The following is a 14,436-nucleotide window of genomic DNA, read 5'->3' on the forward strand; positions in this document are numbered from 1 at the left end:
GCCTCAGTCGATGGCTTTAACGGGAATCTGCATGGCGTTGCTCGCCTGCGGAACGTCGGGCACGGCCAGCCCCAGGTTGTTCTTGTCGAACACCCGGTCAGCCCGATAGCTGGAGCGCACCATGGGGCCTGATGGCACTTCCATGAAGCCCTTCTCCAGGCCGATGTCGCGGTAACGGTTGAACTCTTCCGGGGTCACGTAGCGTTCCACCGGCAGATGGTTGGGAGTGGGGCGAAGGTACTGGCCAAGGGTAAGAATGTCGACGCCAATGGCCCGCAGGTCATCCATGGTTGCCATGATTTCTTCTTCGGTTTCACCCAGGCCGAGCATCAGGCTGGTCTTGGTAAGTACGTCTGGTCGGTGCTTCTTGGCGTGGGCCAGCACGCTCAGGGTTTTCTCGTAACCGGCCCGGGGGTCGCGCACGCGGTGAGTCAGGCGTTTGACGGTTTCCACGTTCTGGGCGAACACGTCCAGGCCGGAATCCACCACTTTTTCCACGTCGCTCATCACCGCGTCAAAATCCGGGGTCAGGGCTTCAACGGCCACTTCCGGAGTACGCTGTTTGATGGCAGAGACGCAGGCGGCGTAGTGCGCGGCACCACCGTCGTCCAGATCGTCCCGGTCTACCGAGGTCAGAACGATGTAGCGCAGGCCCATCAGTTCCACAGACCTGGCGGTGTTCTCAGGCTCTTCCGGGTCCAGCCAGCCTTTGGGGTTGCCGGTGTCGACCGCGCAAAACTTACAGGCCCGGGTGCACACCGAGCCCATCACCATGATGGTGGCGGTACCGTTGGTCCAGCATTCGCCGATGTTGGGGCAGTGGGATTCCTGGCATACGGTGCTCAGGCGGTGTTCCGATACATTCCGGCGCACGGCATCGTAGCGTTCGCCACCGGGCATTCGCGCTCTCAGCCATTTTGGCTTGCGCTCCAGAGGTTTGTCTTCCGTGCTGGAGGCTGTTCTTTTCACGCCGTCCTTGATGGCGGAAAAGCCGTGTTCGTTACGGAATTTGGAACCACTGGTAATGCGGGGCTTTGCGCTTTCGCTCATTGGGCCGGAGACTCTCGCAGAAAAGGTATGGAGAACCTTAAAGGTTAATCGGCGGGGCGAGCAGTTACAAGGCAGATACGGGCAATCACGGGGTAACCGGGCACGACTTTGGTCGTACCCGGTTGATGGTTATCAAGCCTGGGATTTGTCCAGGGCCTGGGTGATGTCGGCAATGATGTCGTCTACGTGTTCAATGCCGATAGACAGGCGCACCAGGTCTTCACTGACACCGGCACTCTTCAGCTCGTCTGCGTTGAGCTGGCGGTGGGTGGTGGTGGCCGGGTGGCAAGCCAGGGATTTGGCGTCGCCAATGTTTACCAGGCGCAGGATCATGTCCAGCGCATCGATAAACCTGGCGCCGGCCTCGCGGCCGCCCTTGATGCCAAAGCTCAAAATGCCGGAGGCCTTGCCGCCGCAGATCTTGTCACAGGTGGCCTTGTAGGGGCTGTTGGCCAGGCCGGCGTAGTTCACCCACTCCACGGCGGGGTGATCCTGCAGGAACTGGGCAACCTTCTGGGCGTTGTCGCAATGGCGCTCCATGCGCAGGGCCAGGGTTTCCAGGCCCTGCATGATCAGGAAGGCGTTGAATGGCGACAGGGCAGACCCGGTGTTACGCAGTGGCACCACGCGGCAGCGGCCGATAAAGGCGGCTTCGCCCAGGGCTTCGGTGTAAACCACGCCATGGTAGGACGGGTCCGGCTGGTTCATCATCGGGAACTTGTCGGCACTGGCTTTCCAGTCAAACTTGCCGGAATCCACCACAATACCCGCTACAGTGGTGCCGTGGCCGCCGATGTACTTGGTCAGGGAGTGAATGACGATATCGGCGCCATGCTCAAACGGTCGGCACAGGAACGGGGTGGCGACGGTGTTATCGACAATCAGCGGAATGCCGTGCTTGTGTGCAATCTCCGCCCACTTCTGGATATCCACCACGTTGCCGGCCGGGTTGCCGATAGACTCACAGAACAGGGCGCGGGTCTGGTCGTCGATGGCGTTTTCCACCGCCGCAAAATCATCGTGGGGCACCATCTTGCACTCGATGCCCTGGTTGGGCAGGGAGTGGGCGAACAGGTTGTAGGTGCCGCCATAGAGTTGGCTGGTGCTGACGATGTTATTGCCCACTTTACAGATGGTCTGCAGGGCATAGGTGATCGCAGCCATGCCGGAGGCCACGGCCAGGGCCCCGATACCGCCTTCCAGCGCCGCCATGCGCTCTTCCAGAACCGCGTTGGTGGGGTTCATGATGCGGGTATAGATGTTGCCTTGTACCTTCAGGTCAAACAGGTCGGCACCGTGCTGGGTGTCGTCGAAGGTGTAGGATGTGGTCTGGTAAATGGGTGTGGTGGCGGCCTTGGTGGTCGGGTCGCTCTTGAAGCCGGCGTGCAGTGCGAGGGTTTCCGCTTTCATCACAACATTCCTTGCTGGTGGTTTGTTCGTTATTGGTTTGAGGCCCTGAAGTATGGCACAGAGGTTTCCAGAAGAGGATGATGCCTGTCAATCGCCACAGATCAGTCCAGGGCTCCGTATACCAGAGCTCTGAGTTCCTGACGTATCGCATAAGAGGAAGAGGGCATTAGCTGAGTCATGAAAATCACCACCATGTCCTCCACCGGATCGACAAAGAAACTGGTGCTGGCCAGCCCACCCCAGCCGAACTCGCCTTCTGAGCCGATAGTGGCGGATTTGGCGACATCGGTTTTGACCGAAAAGCCCAGCCCGAAGCCGCTGCCCGCGTAGGGCGTTTCGCTGAAGCCACCAATGGAGAGCGCCGGCAGATCCTTGCCCCCGGGCAAATGGTTCAGGCGCATGAACTCAAGGGTCTTTCGCCCGATAATCCGCTGGCCCTGATACTCGCCACCCTGGCACAAGGCCTGGGCAAACCGGTAATAGTCATCAATGGTGGAGACCAACCCGCCACCGCCAGAGAGAAAACGGGGCTGCTTCAGATACTTCGAGCGCTGCGGGTCATCCTGCAGTTTCATGGTGTCGCCGGGTTGATGCAGGTAGCAGGCGGCAAACCTGTCTTGCTGGTCCGGGCGCACCTGAAAGCCCGTCTCGGTCATACCCAGTGGTTTAAATATATGCTCCTGGAAATAGTCATCCAGGGGTTGGCCGGAGAGCAGCTGGACCAGATAGCCGATCACATCTGTAGACACCGAGTAGTTCCAGGCGGTCCCTGGCGAAAACTCCAGTGGCAGGTCGGCCAGCCGATCCACCAGCTTGTCCAGGGTCAGGATGGAGCTGCCATCCAGCTTCAGCTGACGGTAGGCGGCATCCACTTCCGTTCTTTCTGTGAAACCGTAAGTCAACCCCGAAGTGTGGGTCATCAGGTCCCGGATGGTCATGGTGGTGGTTGCCGGCTCGGTTTTGAAATCCGGGTAGCGGCCACCCTTGTACACCCGCAGGTTGCGCCAAGAGGGAATGTACTTGTGCACCGGGTCGTTCAGCAGGAACTTGCCCTGTTCGTACAGCTGCATCATCGCAATGCTGGTGATGGGTTTGGTCATCGAATAGATGCGGAACACCGTATCCCGTTCCATGGGCAGGTTGCGCTCTATATCTCTCAGCCCTTGGGCCTCACTCCAGACAATCTTGCCGTGTCGCGCAACCAGTGCCGCAAAACCGGGTAGCTTGCCGGGCTGGATATAGTTCTGTTCAAAGTGCCGGCTGATGCGCTCGAGGCGATCCAGCGACAGTCCTGACACGAGGGATTCCGGCATGGCTGCTATCCTGTGCTGTAAAACACGCAATCGGGCTCTCAACGGGGTTGGGCCAGAACGAAAAAAGCCCGGATCTTTCGAACCGGGCTTTTAAGAATACTGGTAGCAAGGGGCGGAGTCGAACCGCCGACCCCAGCATTATGAGTGCTGTGCTCTAACCAACTGAGCTACCTTGCCATTTCGTTTCAGGGCATGCCCCAAACGAGGCGCGTATTTTCGGTATTTGGGTCCAAGGTGTCAAGGCTTTGGGGCCAAAAATCCGGAAAAATTACACGTTAAACCGGAAGTGAATTACGTCGCCATCCTTAACGATGTATTCCTTGCCTTCCAGGCGCCATTTGCCGGCATCCTTGGCGCCGGCTTCGCCGTTGTACTGCACGAAATCGTCGTAGCTGATGACTTCGGCGCGGATGAAGCCGCGTTCGAAGTCGGTGTGAATAACGCCGGCAGCCTGGGGGGCGGTAGCGCCGATTTTAACCGTCCAGGCGCGCACTTCCTTTACGCCTGCGGTGAAGTAGGTTTGCAGGCCCAGCAGGCCGTAACCGGCGCGGATCACGCGGTCCAGGCCGGGCTCTTCCATGCCCATTTCATCGAGGAACATGGCCTTTTCTTCGTCTTCCAGTTCAGAGATTTCGGCTTCCATCTTGTTGCAGATGGGTACTACCACCGCGTTCTCGGAGGCGGCAATTTCGCGAACCTTGTCCAGGTGTGGGTTGTTCTCGAAGCCGTCTTCATTCACGTTGGCGATGTACATGGTGGGCTTGACGGTGAGCAGGCACAGCTCGCGTACCAGGGCCATCTGGTCTTTGTCCAGGCCCATGCTGCGCACCGGTTTGCCTTCATTCAGCACCGGCAGCAGCTTCTCGAACATTTCCAGCTGGGCCTTGGCCTCTTTGTCGCCGCTCTTGGCTACCCGCTGCACGCGCTTGATAGCTTTCTCGACGGTGTCCAGGTCGGCCAGCGCCAGCTCGGTGTTGATCACTTCAATGTCAGATGCCGGGTCAACTTTGTTGGCCACGTGGATGACGTTGCCGTCTTCGAAGCAGCGCACTACATGGGCAATGGCGTCGGTCTGGCGGATGTTGGCCAGGAACTGGTTGCCCAGGCCTTCGCCTTTGGAGGCGCCGGCGACCAGGCCGGCGATGTCGACAAATTCCATGGTGGTGGGCACGACTCGCTCGGGCTTTACGATTTCGGCCAGTTTGGTCAGGCGTGGGTCGGGCATGGCCACCACGCCGGCGTTGGGTTCGATGGTGCAGAACGGGAAGTTCTCTGCGCCGATGCCGGCTTTGGTCAGTGCGTTGAACAGGGTAGATTTGCCGACGTTGGGAAGGCCGACGATGCCGCAGTTAAATCCCATGGAATGCCTCTGCTGGAACTGAAAAATTTGGGCGGATTATACCGGGGTATCGGTACGGGTGCGAGTAAGGGGATGTGCCTTGCTCAGGGGGTCGGTTTGAAACTGTGTAACCGGTTCATAGCAGCAGCCAGTTTGCCGTTGGCGGCTTCTGGTAATACTCGCATGACTTCGTCGAACACGGCGCCCAGTTGCTCGGCTTCCTGTTTGCCGAGCCGGCCCAGTACAAAGCCGGTGACCTTACGGCTGTCGCCGGGATGGCCGATGCCAAGGCGTAGTCGCTGGAAGTCGTTGGTGCCGAGGTGGGCAATGGTGTCCCGCAGGCCATTATGACCACCGTGACCGCCGCCTTTCTTGAGTTTGGCCGTGCCGGGAGGCAGGTCGAGCTCGTCGTGGGCAACCAGAATCTGTTCAGGAGAGATCTTGAAGAAGTCCGCGAGGGCCTTGATGGCAATGCCGCTGCGGTTCATGAACGTGCTGGGGTTCAGGAGGTGCAGGTCGAGACCCTGCCACTGAATGCGGGCGTAAAGCCCGTGGTACTTCCGTTCGGGGCGTAGCGTCTGGCCCGCATGGCGGGCCAGCGCTTCGACGAACAGGGCGCCGGCGTTGTGGCGGGTATTCTCGTAGTCGGCGCCGGGATTTCCCAGGCCAACCACCATGACAATATCCTGTGCCATTCGCCTTTGCCCCCGGAGTGATTACTCCTCGCCGCCTTCCTCGCCTTCGGCGTCCGCGGCGTCGTCCGCCTTGGCACCTTTCGGCTTGTGGATAGAGGCAACCGGCTGGTCGTGGTCTTCACCCTGCAGCAGGGCAGCAACACGAACGCCTTTCGGCAGTTTCAGATCGCTCAGGTGGACAACCTGGTCCATGGCGACGTCAGTCAGGTCAACTTCGATGAACTCAGGCAGGTTCTGCGGCAGACAGATAACTTCCACTTCGGTCATGGTGTGGGAAACAATGCCACCCTGAAGTTTAACGGCCGGCGCTGTGTCTTCGTTCAGGAAGTGCAGCGGTACGTTAACGTGGATCTCGTGATCCTTGTCTACGCGCAGGAAGTCGGCGTGGGTCAGCAGCAGCTTGTACGGGTGGCGCTGCAGATCCTTCAGGATCACGCTTTCTTTTTTGCCCTGAATGTCGATGGTCAGAATGTGAGAGAAGAAGGCTTCGTTTTCGAGGGCCTTTTTCAGCTCGTTGTGCCAGATGGAGACCGGCGTTGCGTCTTTTCCGCCACCGTAGATGATGGCCGGGATTTTACGCTCTTCGCGACGCAGGCGGCGGCTCGCACCTTTCCCCTGATCGTCACGAGGAAATGCTTCAATAAGGAATTCCTGAGACATGGTATGTACCTCGTTGTTCATCTGAACGGCCCGCGACCAGGCTCGGGACAGATGAGTTCTTTGAATGACCGGATTTTTCCGATCGACTAAAAGAGTCGGGAGCCCTGTTGGACTCCCGACCCGAAAACTGCCTTTAAAGTCTGAGTGTTACGGAGCTTGGCCCGTTCAGACGTTCTCAAACATGGCGCTGATGGACTCTTCGTTGCTCACGCGACGAATCGATTCCGCAAGCAGTCCAGCCATGCTGAGGGGGCGGATTCTAGCACAATTTTTGGCTTTGTCACCCAGTGGAATGGTGTCGCACACCACCAGTTCGTCCAGCTCCGAGTTGTTGATGTTCTCGACAGCCGGGCCGGACAGCACCGGGTGGGTAATATAGGCGACTACGCGGGAGGCGCCGTGCTCTTTCAGGGCGTTGGCTGCCTTGCACAGGGTGCCGGCGGTATCGACGATGTCGTCAACCAGAATGCAGGTTTTGTCTTTGACGTCACCGATGATGTGCATTACCTGGGAAACGTTGGCCTTCGGGCGGCGTTTGTCGATGATGGCCAGGTCGGCATCATCCAGACGCTTGGCAACGGCGCGGGCACGTACAACACCGCCTACATCCGGAGATACCACGACAAAGTTTTCGAACCGCTGCTTTTCGATGTCTTCAAGCAACACCGGGGTGGCGTAGATGTTGTCCACCGGGATGTCGAAGAAGCCCTGAATCTGGTCAGCGTGGAGGTCGACGGTCAGCACACGGTCGACGCCGATGCTGGAAATCATGTCAGCAACCACTTTGGCGCTGATGGCTACCCGGGTAGAGCGAACGCGACGATCCTGGCGGGCGTATCCGTAGTAAGGGATAACGGCGGTGATCCGTGTGGCGGAAGCGCGGCGCAGGGCGTCGGCCATCACGATCAGTTCCATCAGGTTGTCGTTGGTGGGGTAGCAGGTGGGCTGGATAATGAAAACGTCGTGACCACGAACATTTTCATTGATCTCAACGGTGGTCTCACCATCGCTGAAACGGCCAACGGTGGCCTGGCCCATGGGAATATGCAGTTTCCTGGCAATATCGCGCGCCAGTTCAGGGTTGGCATTGCCAGCGAAGATCATCAATTTGGACACGACAGCATCCTTCTCAGTATCGGCGTTTGATTCAGAAGAAGCGGGAGAAAGGTGGCTGGGGTGGCAGGATTCGAACCTGCGCATGACGGGATCAAAACCCGTTGCCTTACCACTTGGCGACACCCCAATATCATCGTGCTTTCTTGGCATCATTTCAGCTCTGTCAGCTTTTTGTGCAGAGGTGAATGGTTCACCCCTTTAGCTACGAACCCCGTGATGCCGGAGGGTTTGCTTTCCCAGATAATCCGGGCTGCGGATTCTGTCGGGAAACGTCCAAAAATGCAAGCCCCGGTTCCGGTTAATCTTGCAGGTCCGAATTGTGAAAGCCATTCCAGGCTCTTTTTAACCTCAGGATACAGTTTTCGAACTACATCCTCACAGTCGTTTCGGTACCTCGAGGCGTCTCCCTCAAAAGCGGGCGCTATTTTCATTTTTGGGGTGTCCCTTGTCAACCCTTCTTCCGAAAAAATCTTCCCGGTGTTTATTTCGCAGTCAGGCTTGAGGACCACAAACCAGTCTTCCGGCGGATTGGCGGGCGTGAGCTTTTCGCCCACCCCTTCGCCAATGGCGGAGCGGCCGCGAACGAACACCGGCACATCGGCGCCCAGATCCAGGCCCAGCTCGGCAAGCTCGTCTTCATCAAGATGCAGTTCCCAGAGGTGGTTAAGTGCCACCAGGGTGGTCGCGGCGTTAGAGCTGCCGCCACCGAGGCCGCCGCCCATGGGAAGTCGTTTTTGAATGCGGATCGTCACGCCGGGCAATGCATGGCTGGCGCGTTCGGCCAGGGCACGGGCTGCGCGAATAATGAGGTTGTCGTTGTCAGGTACCCCGGGAACCGGTTCCTCAAGGCGTATGCGGGCATCCCCCGGGGTCAGGGTGAAGGTGATCTCGTCGCCGTAATCGAGAAACTGAAACAGGGTTTGCAGTTCGTGATAGCCATCGGGTCGTCTGCCCACGATGTGCAGGAACAGGTTGAGCTTGGCCGGCGAAGGCAGGGTAATGCTGCTACTCACGTGCTCAGTCCTTTCTCTGCCAGTCGCTGATTACCACTCGAACGCGCTTGTCGTCCTTCAGGGCGGTGATTCGGGCGGGGAGCCGAGGCAGGTCATCAATGAACGCCTGCCAGCGATCGTAGCGGATTTCCCAGCCGTCCTGGCGAATGATGGCTAGCCGTTGCTGGTCATCGAACAATAACCGGAAATTGCCGTCTGGTGCCGGCAGGCCACGAATCCACCAGGCCAGGTTGTCGATGGGCAGCTGCCAGCCAGTTGCGGCCTGTACGAGCTGTTCCGGGTTCGTTGACTGGTAGGTGTCGCCGTTAGCCAGTTGCAGTTCGAGAAATCCCGGTGTTCCGCGCAGGCTGGTGCTACCCATTCCGAGAAAGGACGACGATAGCGCCAGGTCGTATTGCTCGCCTTGCTGTTCCCAGTGATTAATCACTGCGGTGCCGCTGTCCGATGGTTGGCGCACCGCAAGTTTCCCGGAAAGCTGCCAGTGATTGAATTGACCCAGTGTGCGGGACTGTTCAGCCCAGTTGGCTGGGGGTTGGTCGGTCATGCCTTCCGGGAGTGGTTCCAGCTGAATGGTGGTACAGCCGCCCAGCAGGCTCAGTACCAGCAGGGCGGCGAATAAATTCTTCAACATCAGGAGTTTCCGTTGCCGGTCAGGCGTTGGATGGTTTCAATCAGAATGTCGTGGTCCGGATCCTGTTCCAGGCCTTCCTCCCAGATAACGCGGGCCTGTTCCTCATTTCCGCTGACCCAGAGGGCTTCGCCGTAATGGGCGGCTACTTCCGGGTCCGGGTAGGCGGCCCAGGCGTCGGCCAGGTATTCGAGGGCGGTTTCGGTGTCGCCCTGGCGAAACAGTACCCAGCCCATGCTGTCGAGAATGGCGGGATTATTCGGGTCCAGGGCCAGTGCCTGTTCGATGTAACTGCGGGCTTCATCCAGGCGCTCGGTACGAATGGTCAGGATATACCCGAGCGCATTCAGCGCCACCGCGTTGTCTGGTTGATTCGATAAGATGGCCCTGAGGTCCTCTTCCGCCAGTTCGGTGTTGCCGAGAGAGTCGTGCAGCATGGCGCGGGCATAACGGATTTGAATGTTTTCAGGAAAGGCCTCAAGGGCATGGTTGGCGGCTGCCATGGCGTCTTGTTCGCGCTGCTGGTCGAGCAGCAGGTTGACTTCAAGGAGCCAGAAATTTTCAGCCTGTCCCGGGTTTGACTCCCTCAGTGTGTCAATCTTGGCAAGTGCGCTTTCCAGATCCCCTGTCTCGGCTTGCAGTTCACTTGCCCGGGCGAGGGCGGGGAAGAAGTAGTTTCCGCCTTCTACGCTCATGTAGTAACCGATGGCGTGGGTGATGTTGCCCGCATCTTCCTCTATGCGGCCAAGGTAGTAGCTGGCTTCATCGGTGTGGTGGCCCTGTTCGATCAGTTCCGTAAGCTCCTCTCTGGCCAGCTCCGGCTGACGATTTTCCAGGGCAACCAGAGCGAATGACAGCCGCAGCCCCGGGGTCTGGGGATAGCGTTTGACCAGTCGCTCGAACTCGTCCTGGGCAGCCTGAAGTTCTCCCTCGTTAATCAGGATGCGGCCGTAAAGCGTGCCCAGTTGCCGGTTGGACGGGAATCGCCGGGTGTTTGTGGTCAGGTAGGTCAGGGCTTCTCTTGTTTGACCGGTCTGGTACAGCAGGTCGCCTTTGAGTGCGATGGCGGGCTGGAAGTTGGGTTGCTGGTTGGTGAGCCGCTCAATGCGCTCCAGGGCCTGCTCCGGGGCGCCGGTGATTTTCAGGAGCAGGGCAATGCTGTACTCAAGCTCGGGATTGCCCGGGTGCCGTTCAGCCAGTCGCTCGTATAGCTGCAGCAGTTCCCGTTGCTGGGCCGGTGGCAGGTTGGCAGACATCGCCGCCAGGCTGTCAAAGTCCGCGTCCTCTCCCTGCTCCATAATGCGTTCCATGTGGACCAGAGCGGTTTCAAGATCCTGGCGTTTGACCGCCTGAATCGCGGAAACCCGGTGTGCCAGCAGGTTGTCGGGCTCCAGTTGCAGCCATAGGTCTGCCAGTTGCTGCTGCGCGTTATCGGCATTCAGGGACTGGGCAATGCGCATGGCACGGGTGATGACGCCGCGATCTTTTGAGGTTTTGGCTGCCTGCAGGTAGTTGACCAGGGTTACGTCGTAGCGCCCTCGCTGGGCGGCAATCTCCGCCGCCAGGAGTTGGTAAAGCACTTCCGGCTCGAAATCCGCATAACGAATCTCTTCCTGTGGCGTCGGGGTGACCACTATGGGAGTAGGTTCATCAGCCTTTGGTTCTGTTGTTTCGGAAAAGCTGGCGCAGCCGGGCAGGGCGGCAATGGTGAAGGCCAGCAGGCTGGTAACCAGATACGGTGCGGATTTTTGCATGCAACTTCCCGTGTGCTGTCGGCAGTACGTCAGAGTATGTTCTGTTCTGCCGTAGAATTGAGGCAGATCGGGTTTAGGCCGTGGCCGAGCCTCTATAATGGCATAAGCATTATAACTTGCCCAACCTGTCCGCAGTTCCCGAAGGCGGCGTGTTTTCGGGTGGCAGGCGGTGGCCCTCACCGGTAGAATGGCACAATATGATCCACGACTGGCATAAGGTTTTTTAACCTCGAAATGGCATTGCTGACACTGGGAATCAATCACCGAACCGCACCCGTGGAGATCCGCGAACGTGTGGCTTTTACCCCGGAGCGGATGGCGGAAGCCTTCTCGGAACTCCGGGCGGCGTCCGGTGCCAGCGAAGCGGCTATTCTGTCTACCTGCAACCGCACGGAGCTTTATCTGGCCGGGGACGACGACTGCGCGCCCACGGTGCTGCGCTGGTTGGCCGGTTTTCACGAGCTGGATGTGGCCGACCTGGAAGAAGTGCTCTACGTTCACCGGGATTCCGAGGCCGTTCGCCATATGATGCGCGTAGCGGCGGGGCTGGATTCCATGGTGCTGGGCGAACCGCAGATCTTCGGGCAGTTAAAGGATGCCTACTCCCTGGCCCGCGAGCACGGTGCCACCGGCTCTTTCCTGTCCCGCCTGTTTGAGCAGACGTTCTCGGTAGCCAAGCGGGTTCGAACCCAGACAGCCATCGGGGAAAACCCTGTGTCAGTGGCCTATGCCTCTGTCAGCATGGCGCATCATATCTTTGCCGACATGTCCCGCAACAAGGCGTTGCTGATTGGCGCGGGCAAAACCATTGAACTGGTCTCCCGCCACCTGGCCGATGCCGGCGTGAGAGACTTCCTGGTCGCCAATCGCACCCTGGAACGAGCCCAGGCGCTGGCCGAACTGCACGGTGGCAAGGGCATTGTGCTGTCGGAAATTCCCGATCACCTGGCGGACGTCGACATCATCATTTCCTCCACGGCCAGCCCGTTGCCAATACTTGGCAAGGGTGCGGTGGAGCGCGCGTTGAAGAAGCGCAAGCATCGCCCGTTCTTTATGGTCGACATTGCGGTACCCCGGGATATTGAGCCGGAGGTTGGGTCGCTGGCCGATGTGTATCTTTATACCGTCGACGATCTGCGGCAGGTAATCGAAGAAAACATCCGCTCCCGTGAAGGTGCTGCCCGCGAAGCCGAGAACCTGATCAGCAGTGGCGTGCAGGAATTCCTGGATCAGCTCCGGGCCCTGGATGCGGTCTCTACCCTGAAGGTGTTCCGCCAGCGTGCCGAACTGCTGCGGGATGTCGAATCTGAAAAGGCCCTGCGTGCTCTACGCAACGGCGTCGATCCCGAGACCGTCTTGCGCAGCCTGGCGCGGGGCCTCACCAACAAACTGCTTCACCAGCCCTCTGTGCAAGTGCGTAAAGCCATGGCCGAGGGCCGCACCGAAGTTACCGAATGCCTGCGGGAGCTGTATCAGCTTGATGCCCTGGAAGCTGACGAGCCCACCACCACGGAAAAATTATGAAGCCATCGATCCAGTCCCGCCTCGAACAGCTTGTTGAACGGTTCGAGGAGGTCAACGCGTTGTTGAGCGATGCCTCGGTGATTGCTAACCAGGACAAATTCCGGGAACTGTCCCGGGAATTTGCTGAGATTGAACCGGTGGTGAAGTGCTTCCAGGCCTGGTGTCAGTCCCATGATGACATCGCGGAAGCGAAAGAGCTGGCCAAAGACGGCGATGCCGACATGCGTGCCATGGCGGAAGAAGAACTGGCCGCCGCCGAAGCGCGTAGTGAAGAGCTTGATGAAGAGCTGCAGCGATTGATGCTGCCGAAAGACCCGAACGACACCAAGAATGTGTTCCTGGAAGTGCGCGCCGGTACCGGCGGTGACGAAGCCGCGATTTTTGCCGGCGACCTGTTCCGCATGTATTCCCGTTATGCGGAAAAACACCGTTGGCAGGTGGAAGTGCTGAGCGAGAACGAGGGTGAGCACGGCGGCTATAAAGAAGTCATCGCCCGGGTGTCAGGAGATGGCGTCTACGGAACGCTCAAGTTTGAGTCTGGAGCCCACCGGGTGCAGCGGGTGCCGGAAACCGAATCCCAGGGCCGCATTCACACCTCCGCCTGCACCGTGGCCGTGATTCCGGAGGCCGATGAATCCGAAGCCATCGAAATCAACAAAGCTGACCTGCGGGTAGACACCTTCCGCTCCTCCGGCGCCGGTGGGCAGCACGTCAACAAAACCGACTCTGCCATCCGCATTACCCACCTGCCCACCGGTATTGTGGTGGAGTGCCAGGAAGAACGTTCGCAGCACAAGAACCGCGCCAAGGCCCTGAGCCTGCTGGCGTCCCGGCTGCAGAATGCCGAGCTGGAGAAACAGCAGAAGAGCATGGCGGAAACCCGCAAAAGTTTGGTGGGCAGTGGCGACCGCTCGGAACGTATTCGCACCTACAATTTCCCCCAGGGCCGGGTGACTGACCACCGCATCAACCTCACCCTGTACAAGCTGGATGAGGTGATTGCCGGGGATCTCGACGCCGTGGTGGTCCCCCTGCAACAGGAACACCAGGCTGAATTGCTGGCAGAACTGGCCAATGAGCAGTGAGTCCTCGCTGACCTGTGAAACCCTTCTGAATAACGCCATTGAACAGATCGGTGGGGAATCCCCCCGACTGGACGCCGAATTACTCTTGAGCCACGTAACCGGCCTGGGCCGTACCAGCTTCCGCGCCTGGCCCGAGCGGGAAGTAGCCCCTGATCAGGCGCAAGCGTTTCGCGAATTGGTGGCTGAACGAGTCAAGGGCTTACCCATCGCCTACCTGCTGGGACAGCAGGAATTCTGGTCCTTGCCCCTGAAAGTCAGCCCCTCCACCTTGATTCCCCGGCCAGACACCGAGTGCCTGGTGGAAGCCGCGCTGGAATTGCCTCTGCCTGAAAACGCCCGTGTGCTGGACCTGGGCACCGGTACCGGTGCCATTGCCCTGGCATTGGCCAGTGAAAAGCCGCGGTGGCAGATCATGGCCAGCGATCGTGTTGAGGAGGCCGTCGAACTGGCCCGGGAAAACAGCCGCTCCCTGCAATTGCCGATCACCGTAGTGCAGAGTCACTGGTTCGACCAGATCCCCGAAAGTGGCTTTGACCTGCTGATCTCCAACCCGCCCTATATACCCGCCAGTGACGGTCACCTGCATGAAGGCGACGTACGCTTTGAACCGCCATCCGCGTTGGTGGCGGGTGATGATGGCCTGGATGACATCCGGTTGCTGGTCACCGAAGGCCTCAAACGCCTGAACCCCGGCGGCTGGATGCTACTGGAACACGGTTACGACCAGGGTGAAGCTGTTCGGAATTTGTTTGCCGCAGCCGGATGGCGCAACATAGAAACCCGCCGGGACTACGGCGGAAATGACCGAATGACCCTGGCCCGGAAACCTGCCAGCGACCAGTAGCGAGA

Annotated in this window: 13 protein-coding genes and 2 tRNA genes; 3 read left to right on the forward strand and 12 right to left on the reverse strand. The window is 59.0% G+C overall.

What is annotated here, in order from left to right:
* Positions 1-3: 3 nt before the first annotated feature.
* From lipA to ACNSOI_RS04555, 12 genes are all read right to left on the reverse strand, one after another.
* Positions 4-1,050: a lipoyl synthase gene (lipA, locus tag ACNSOI_RS04500; RefSeq protein WP_420195210.1), complete on the reverse strand. Its 1,047-nt coding sequence runs from the start codon at positions 1,048-1,050 to the stop codon at positions 4-6.
* Between the two features lie 132 nt (positions 1,051-1,182).
* Complete coding sequence (locus ACNSOI_RS04505; protein ID WP_106693433.1) at positions 1,183-2,460, reverse strand: O-acetylhomoserine aminocarboxypropyltransferase/cysteine synthase family protein; 1,278 nt, start codon at positions 2,458-2,460, stop codon at positions 1,183-1,185.
* A gap of 101 nt (positions 2,461-2,561) precedes the next feature.
* Complete coding sequence (locus ACNSOI_RS04510) at positions 2,562-3,773, reverse strand: serine hydrolase domain-containing protein (RefSeq protein WP_420195211.1); 1,212 nt, start codon at positions 3,771-3,773, stop codon at positions 2,562-2,564.
* A gap of 100 nt (positions 3,774-3,873) precedes the next feature.
* Positions 3,874-3,950, reverse strand: a tRNA-Met gene (locus ACNSOI_RS04515).
* Between the two features lie 91 nt (positions 3,951-4,041).
* On the reverse strand, positions 4,042-5,133 hold the full coding sequence (gene ychF, locus ACNSOI_RS04520; protein WP_061333290.1) for a redox-regulated ATPase YchF: 1,092 nt from the start codon (positions 5,131-5,133) through the stop codon (positions 4,042-4,044).
* A gap of 83 nt (positions 5,134-5,216) precedes the next feature.
* Positions 5,217-5,807 carry an aminoacyl-tRNA hydrolase gene (gene pth / locus ACNSOI_RS04525; RefSeq protein WP_106693435.1) on the reverse strand — a complete coding sequence of 197 codons (591 nt, stop codon included), beginning with the start codon at positions 5,805-5,807 and terminating at the stop codon, positions 5,217-5,219.
* A 21-nt stretch (positions 5,808-5,828) separates the two neighbouring features.
* Positions 5,829-6,467 (reverse strand): 50S ribosomal protein L25/general stress protein Ctc, encoded by a 639-nt coding sequence (locus tag ACNSOI_RS04530; protein ID WP_061333314.1) that lies wholly within the window; start codon positions 6,465-6,467, stop codon positions 5,829-5,831.
* Between the two features lie 165 nt (positions 6,468-6,632).
* Positions 6,633-7,583, reverse strand: coding sequence for a ribose-phosphate diphosphokinase (locus tag ACNSOI_RS04535; protein ID WP_061333292.1), 951 nt, complete (start codon positions 7,581-7,583; stop codon positions 6,633-6,635).
* A gap of 52 nt (positions 7,584-7,635) precedes the next feature.
* Positions 7,636-7,710: transfer RNA gene (locus ACNSOI_RS04540), tRNA-Gln, on the reverse strand.
* Positions 7,711-7,732: 22 nt separating this feature from the next.
* A complete protein-coding gene (gene ispE / locus ACNSOI_RS04545; RefSeq protein ID WP_420195212.1) occupies positions 7,733-8,596 on the reverse strand; it encodes a 4-(cytidine 5'-diphospho)-2-C-methyl-D-erythritol kinase in 864 nt (287 codons plus the stop codon).
* A 4-nt stretch (positions 8,597-8,600) separates the two neighbouring features.
* Positions 8,601-9,227 (reverse strand): lipoprotein insertase outer membrane protein LolB, encoded by a 627-nt coding sequence (gene lolB / locus ACNSOI_RS04550; RefSeq protein WP_420195213.1) that lies wholly within the window; start codon positions 9,225-9,227, stop codon positions 8,601-8,603.
* Positions 9,227-10,978: a tetratricopeptide repeat protein gene (locus ACNSOI_RS04555; RefSeq protein WP_420195214.1), complete on the reverse strand. Its 1,752-nt coding sequence runs from the start codon at positions 10,976-10,978 to the stop codon at positions 9,227-9,229. Before ACNSOI_RS04555 ends, lolB begins: the two co-directional genes overlap by 1 nt.
* 234 nt (positions 10,979-11,212) lie before the next feature.
* Between ACNSOI_RS04555 and hemA the strand changes: the two genes are divergently transcribed.
* Genes hemA through prmC form a run of 3 tightly spaced genes read left to right on the forward strand, consistent with a single transcriptional unit; the run spans position 11,213 to position 14,431 of the window.
* Positions 11,213-12,502, forward strand: a complete 1,290-nt coding sequence (gene hemA / locus ACNSOI_RS04560; RefSeq protein WP_061333296.1) for a glutamyl-tRNA reductase — start codon at positions 11,213-11,215, stop codon at positions 12,500-12,502.
* Positions 12,499-13,587, forward strand: coding sequence for a peptide chain release factor 1 (gene prfA / locus ACNSOI_RS04565; protein ID WP_420195215.1), 1,089 nt, complete (start codon positions 12,499-12,501; stop codon positions 13,585-13,587). Before hemA ends, prfA begins: the two co-directional genes overlap by 4 nt.
* The gene (gene prmC / locus ACNSOI_RS04570) at positions 13,577-14,431 is read left to right on the forward strand and encodes a peptide chain release factor N(5)-glutamine methyltransferase (protein WP_420195216.1); all 855 of its coding nucleotides are present in this window, start codon (positions 13,577-13,579) and stop codon (positions 14,429-14,431) included. Before prfA ends, prmC begins: the two co-directional genes overlap by 11 nt.
* The last annotated feature ends 5 nt before the right edge of the window (positions 14,432-14,436 follow it).

Origin of the sequence: Marinobacter sp. GH_1, from assembly GCF_048595985.1 — a bacterium.
Taxonomy (GTDB): domain Bacteria; phylum Pseudomonadota; class Gammaproteobacteria; order Pseudomonadales; family Oleiphilaceae; genus Marinobacter; species Marinobacter shengliensis.

Excerpts from the sequence above, each read along its gene's own strand:
- lipA (WP_420195210.1), bottom strand. The coding sequence starts at position 1,050 with ATGAGCGAAAGCGCAAAGCCCCGCATTACCAGTGGTTCCAAATTCCGT.
- ACNSOI_RS04505 (WP_106693433.1), bottom strand. The coding sequence starts at position 2,460 with ATGAAAGCGGAAACCCTCGCACTGCACGCCGGCTTCAAGAGCGACCCG.
- ACNSOI_RS04510 (WP_420195211.1), bottom strand. The coding sequence starts at position 3,773 with ATGCCGGAATCCCTCGTGTCAGGACTGTCGCTGGATCGCCTCGAGCGC.
- ychF (WP_061333290.1), bottom strand. The coding sequence starts at position 5,133 with ATGGGATTTAACTGCGGCATCGTCGGCCTTCCCAACGTCGGCAAATCT.
- pth (WP_106693435.1), bottom strand. The coding sequence starts at position 5,807 with ATGGCACAGGATATTGTCATGGTGGTTGGCCTGGGAAATCCCGGCGCC.
- ACNSOI_RS04530 (WP_061333314.1), bottom strand. The coding sequence starts at position 6,467 with ATGTCTCAGGAATTCCTTATTGAAGCATTTCCTCGTGACGATCAGGGG.
- lolB (WP_420195213.1), bottom strand. The coding sequence starts at position 9,227 with ATGTTGAAGAATTTATTCGCCGCCCTGCTGGTACTGAGCCTGCTGGGC.
- ACNSOI_RS04555 (WP_420195214.1), bottom strand. The coding sequence starts at position 10,978 with ATGCAAAAATCCGCACCGTATCTGGTTACCAGCCTGCTGGCCTTCACC.
- hemA (WP_061333296.1), top strand. The coding sequence starts at position 11,213 with ATGGCATTGCTGACACTGGGAATCAATCACCGAACCGCACCCGTGGAG.
- prfA (WP_420195215.1), top strand. The coding sequence starts at position 12,499 with ATGAAGCCATCGATCCAGTCCCGCCTCGAACAGCTTGTTGAACGGTTC.
- prmC (WP_420195216.1), top strand. The coding sequence starts at position 13,577 with ATGAGCAGTGAGTCCTCGCTGACCTGTGAAACCCTTCTGAATAACGCC.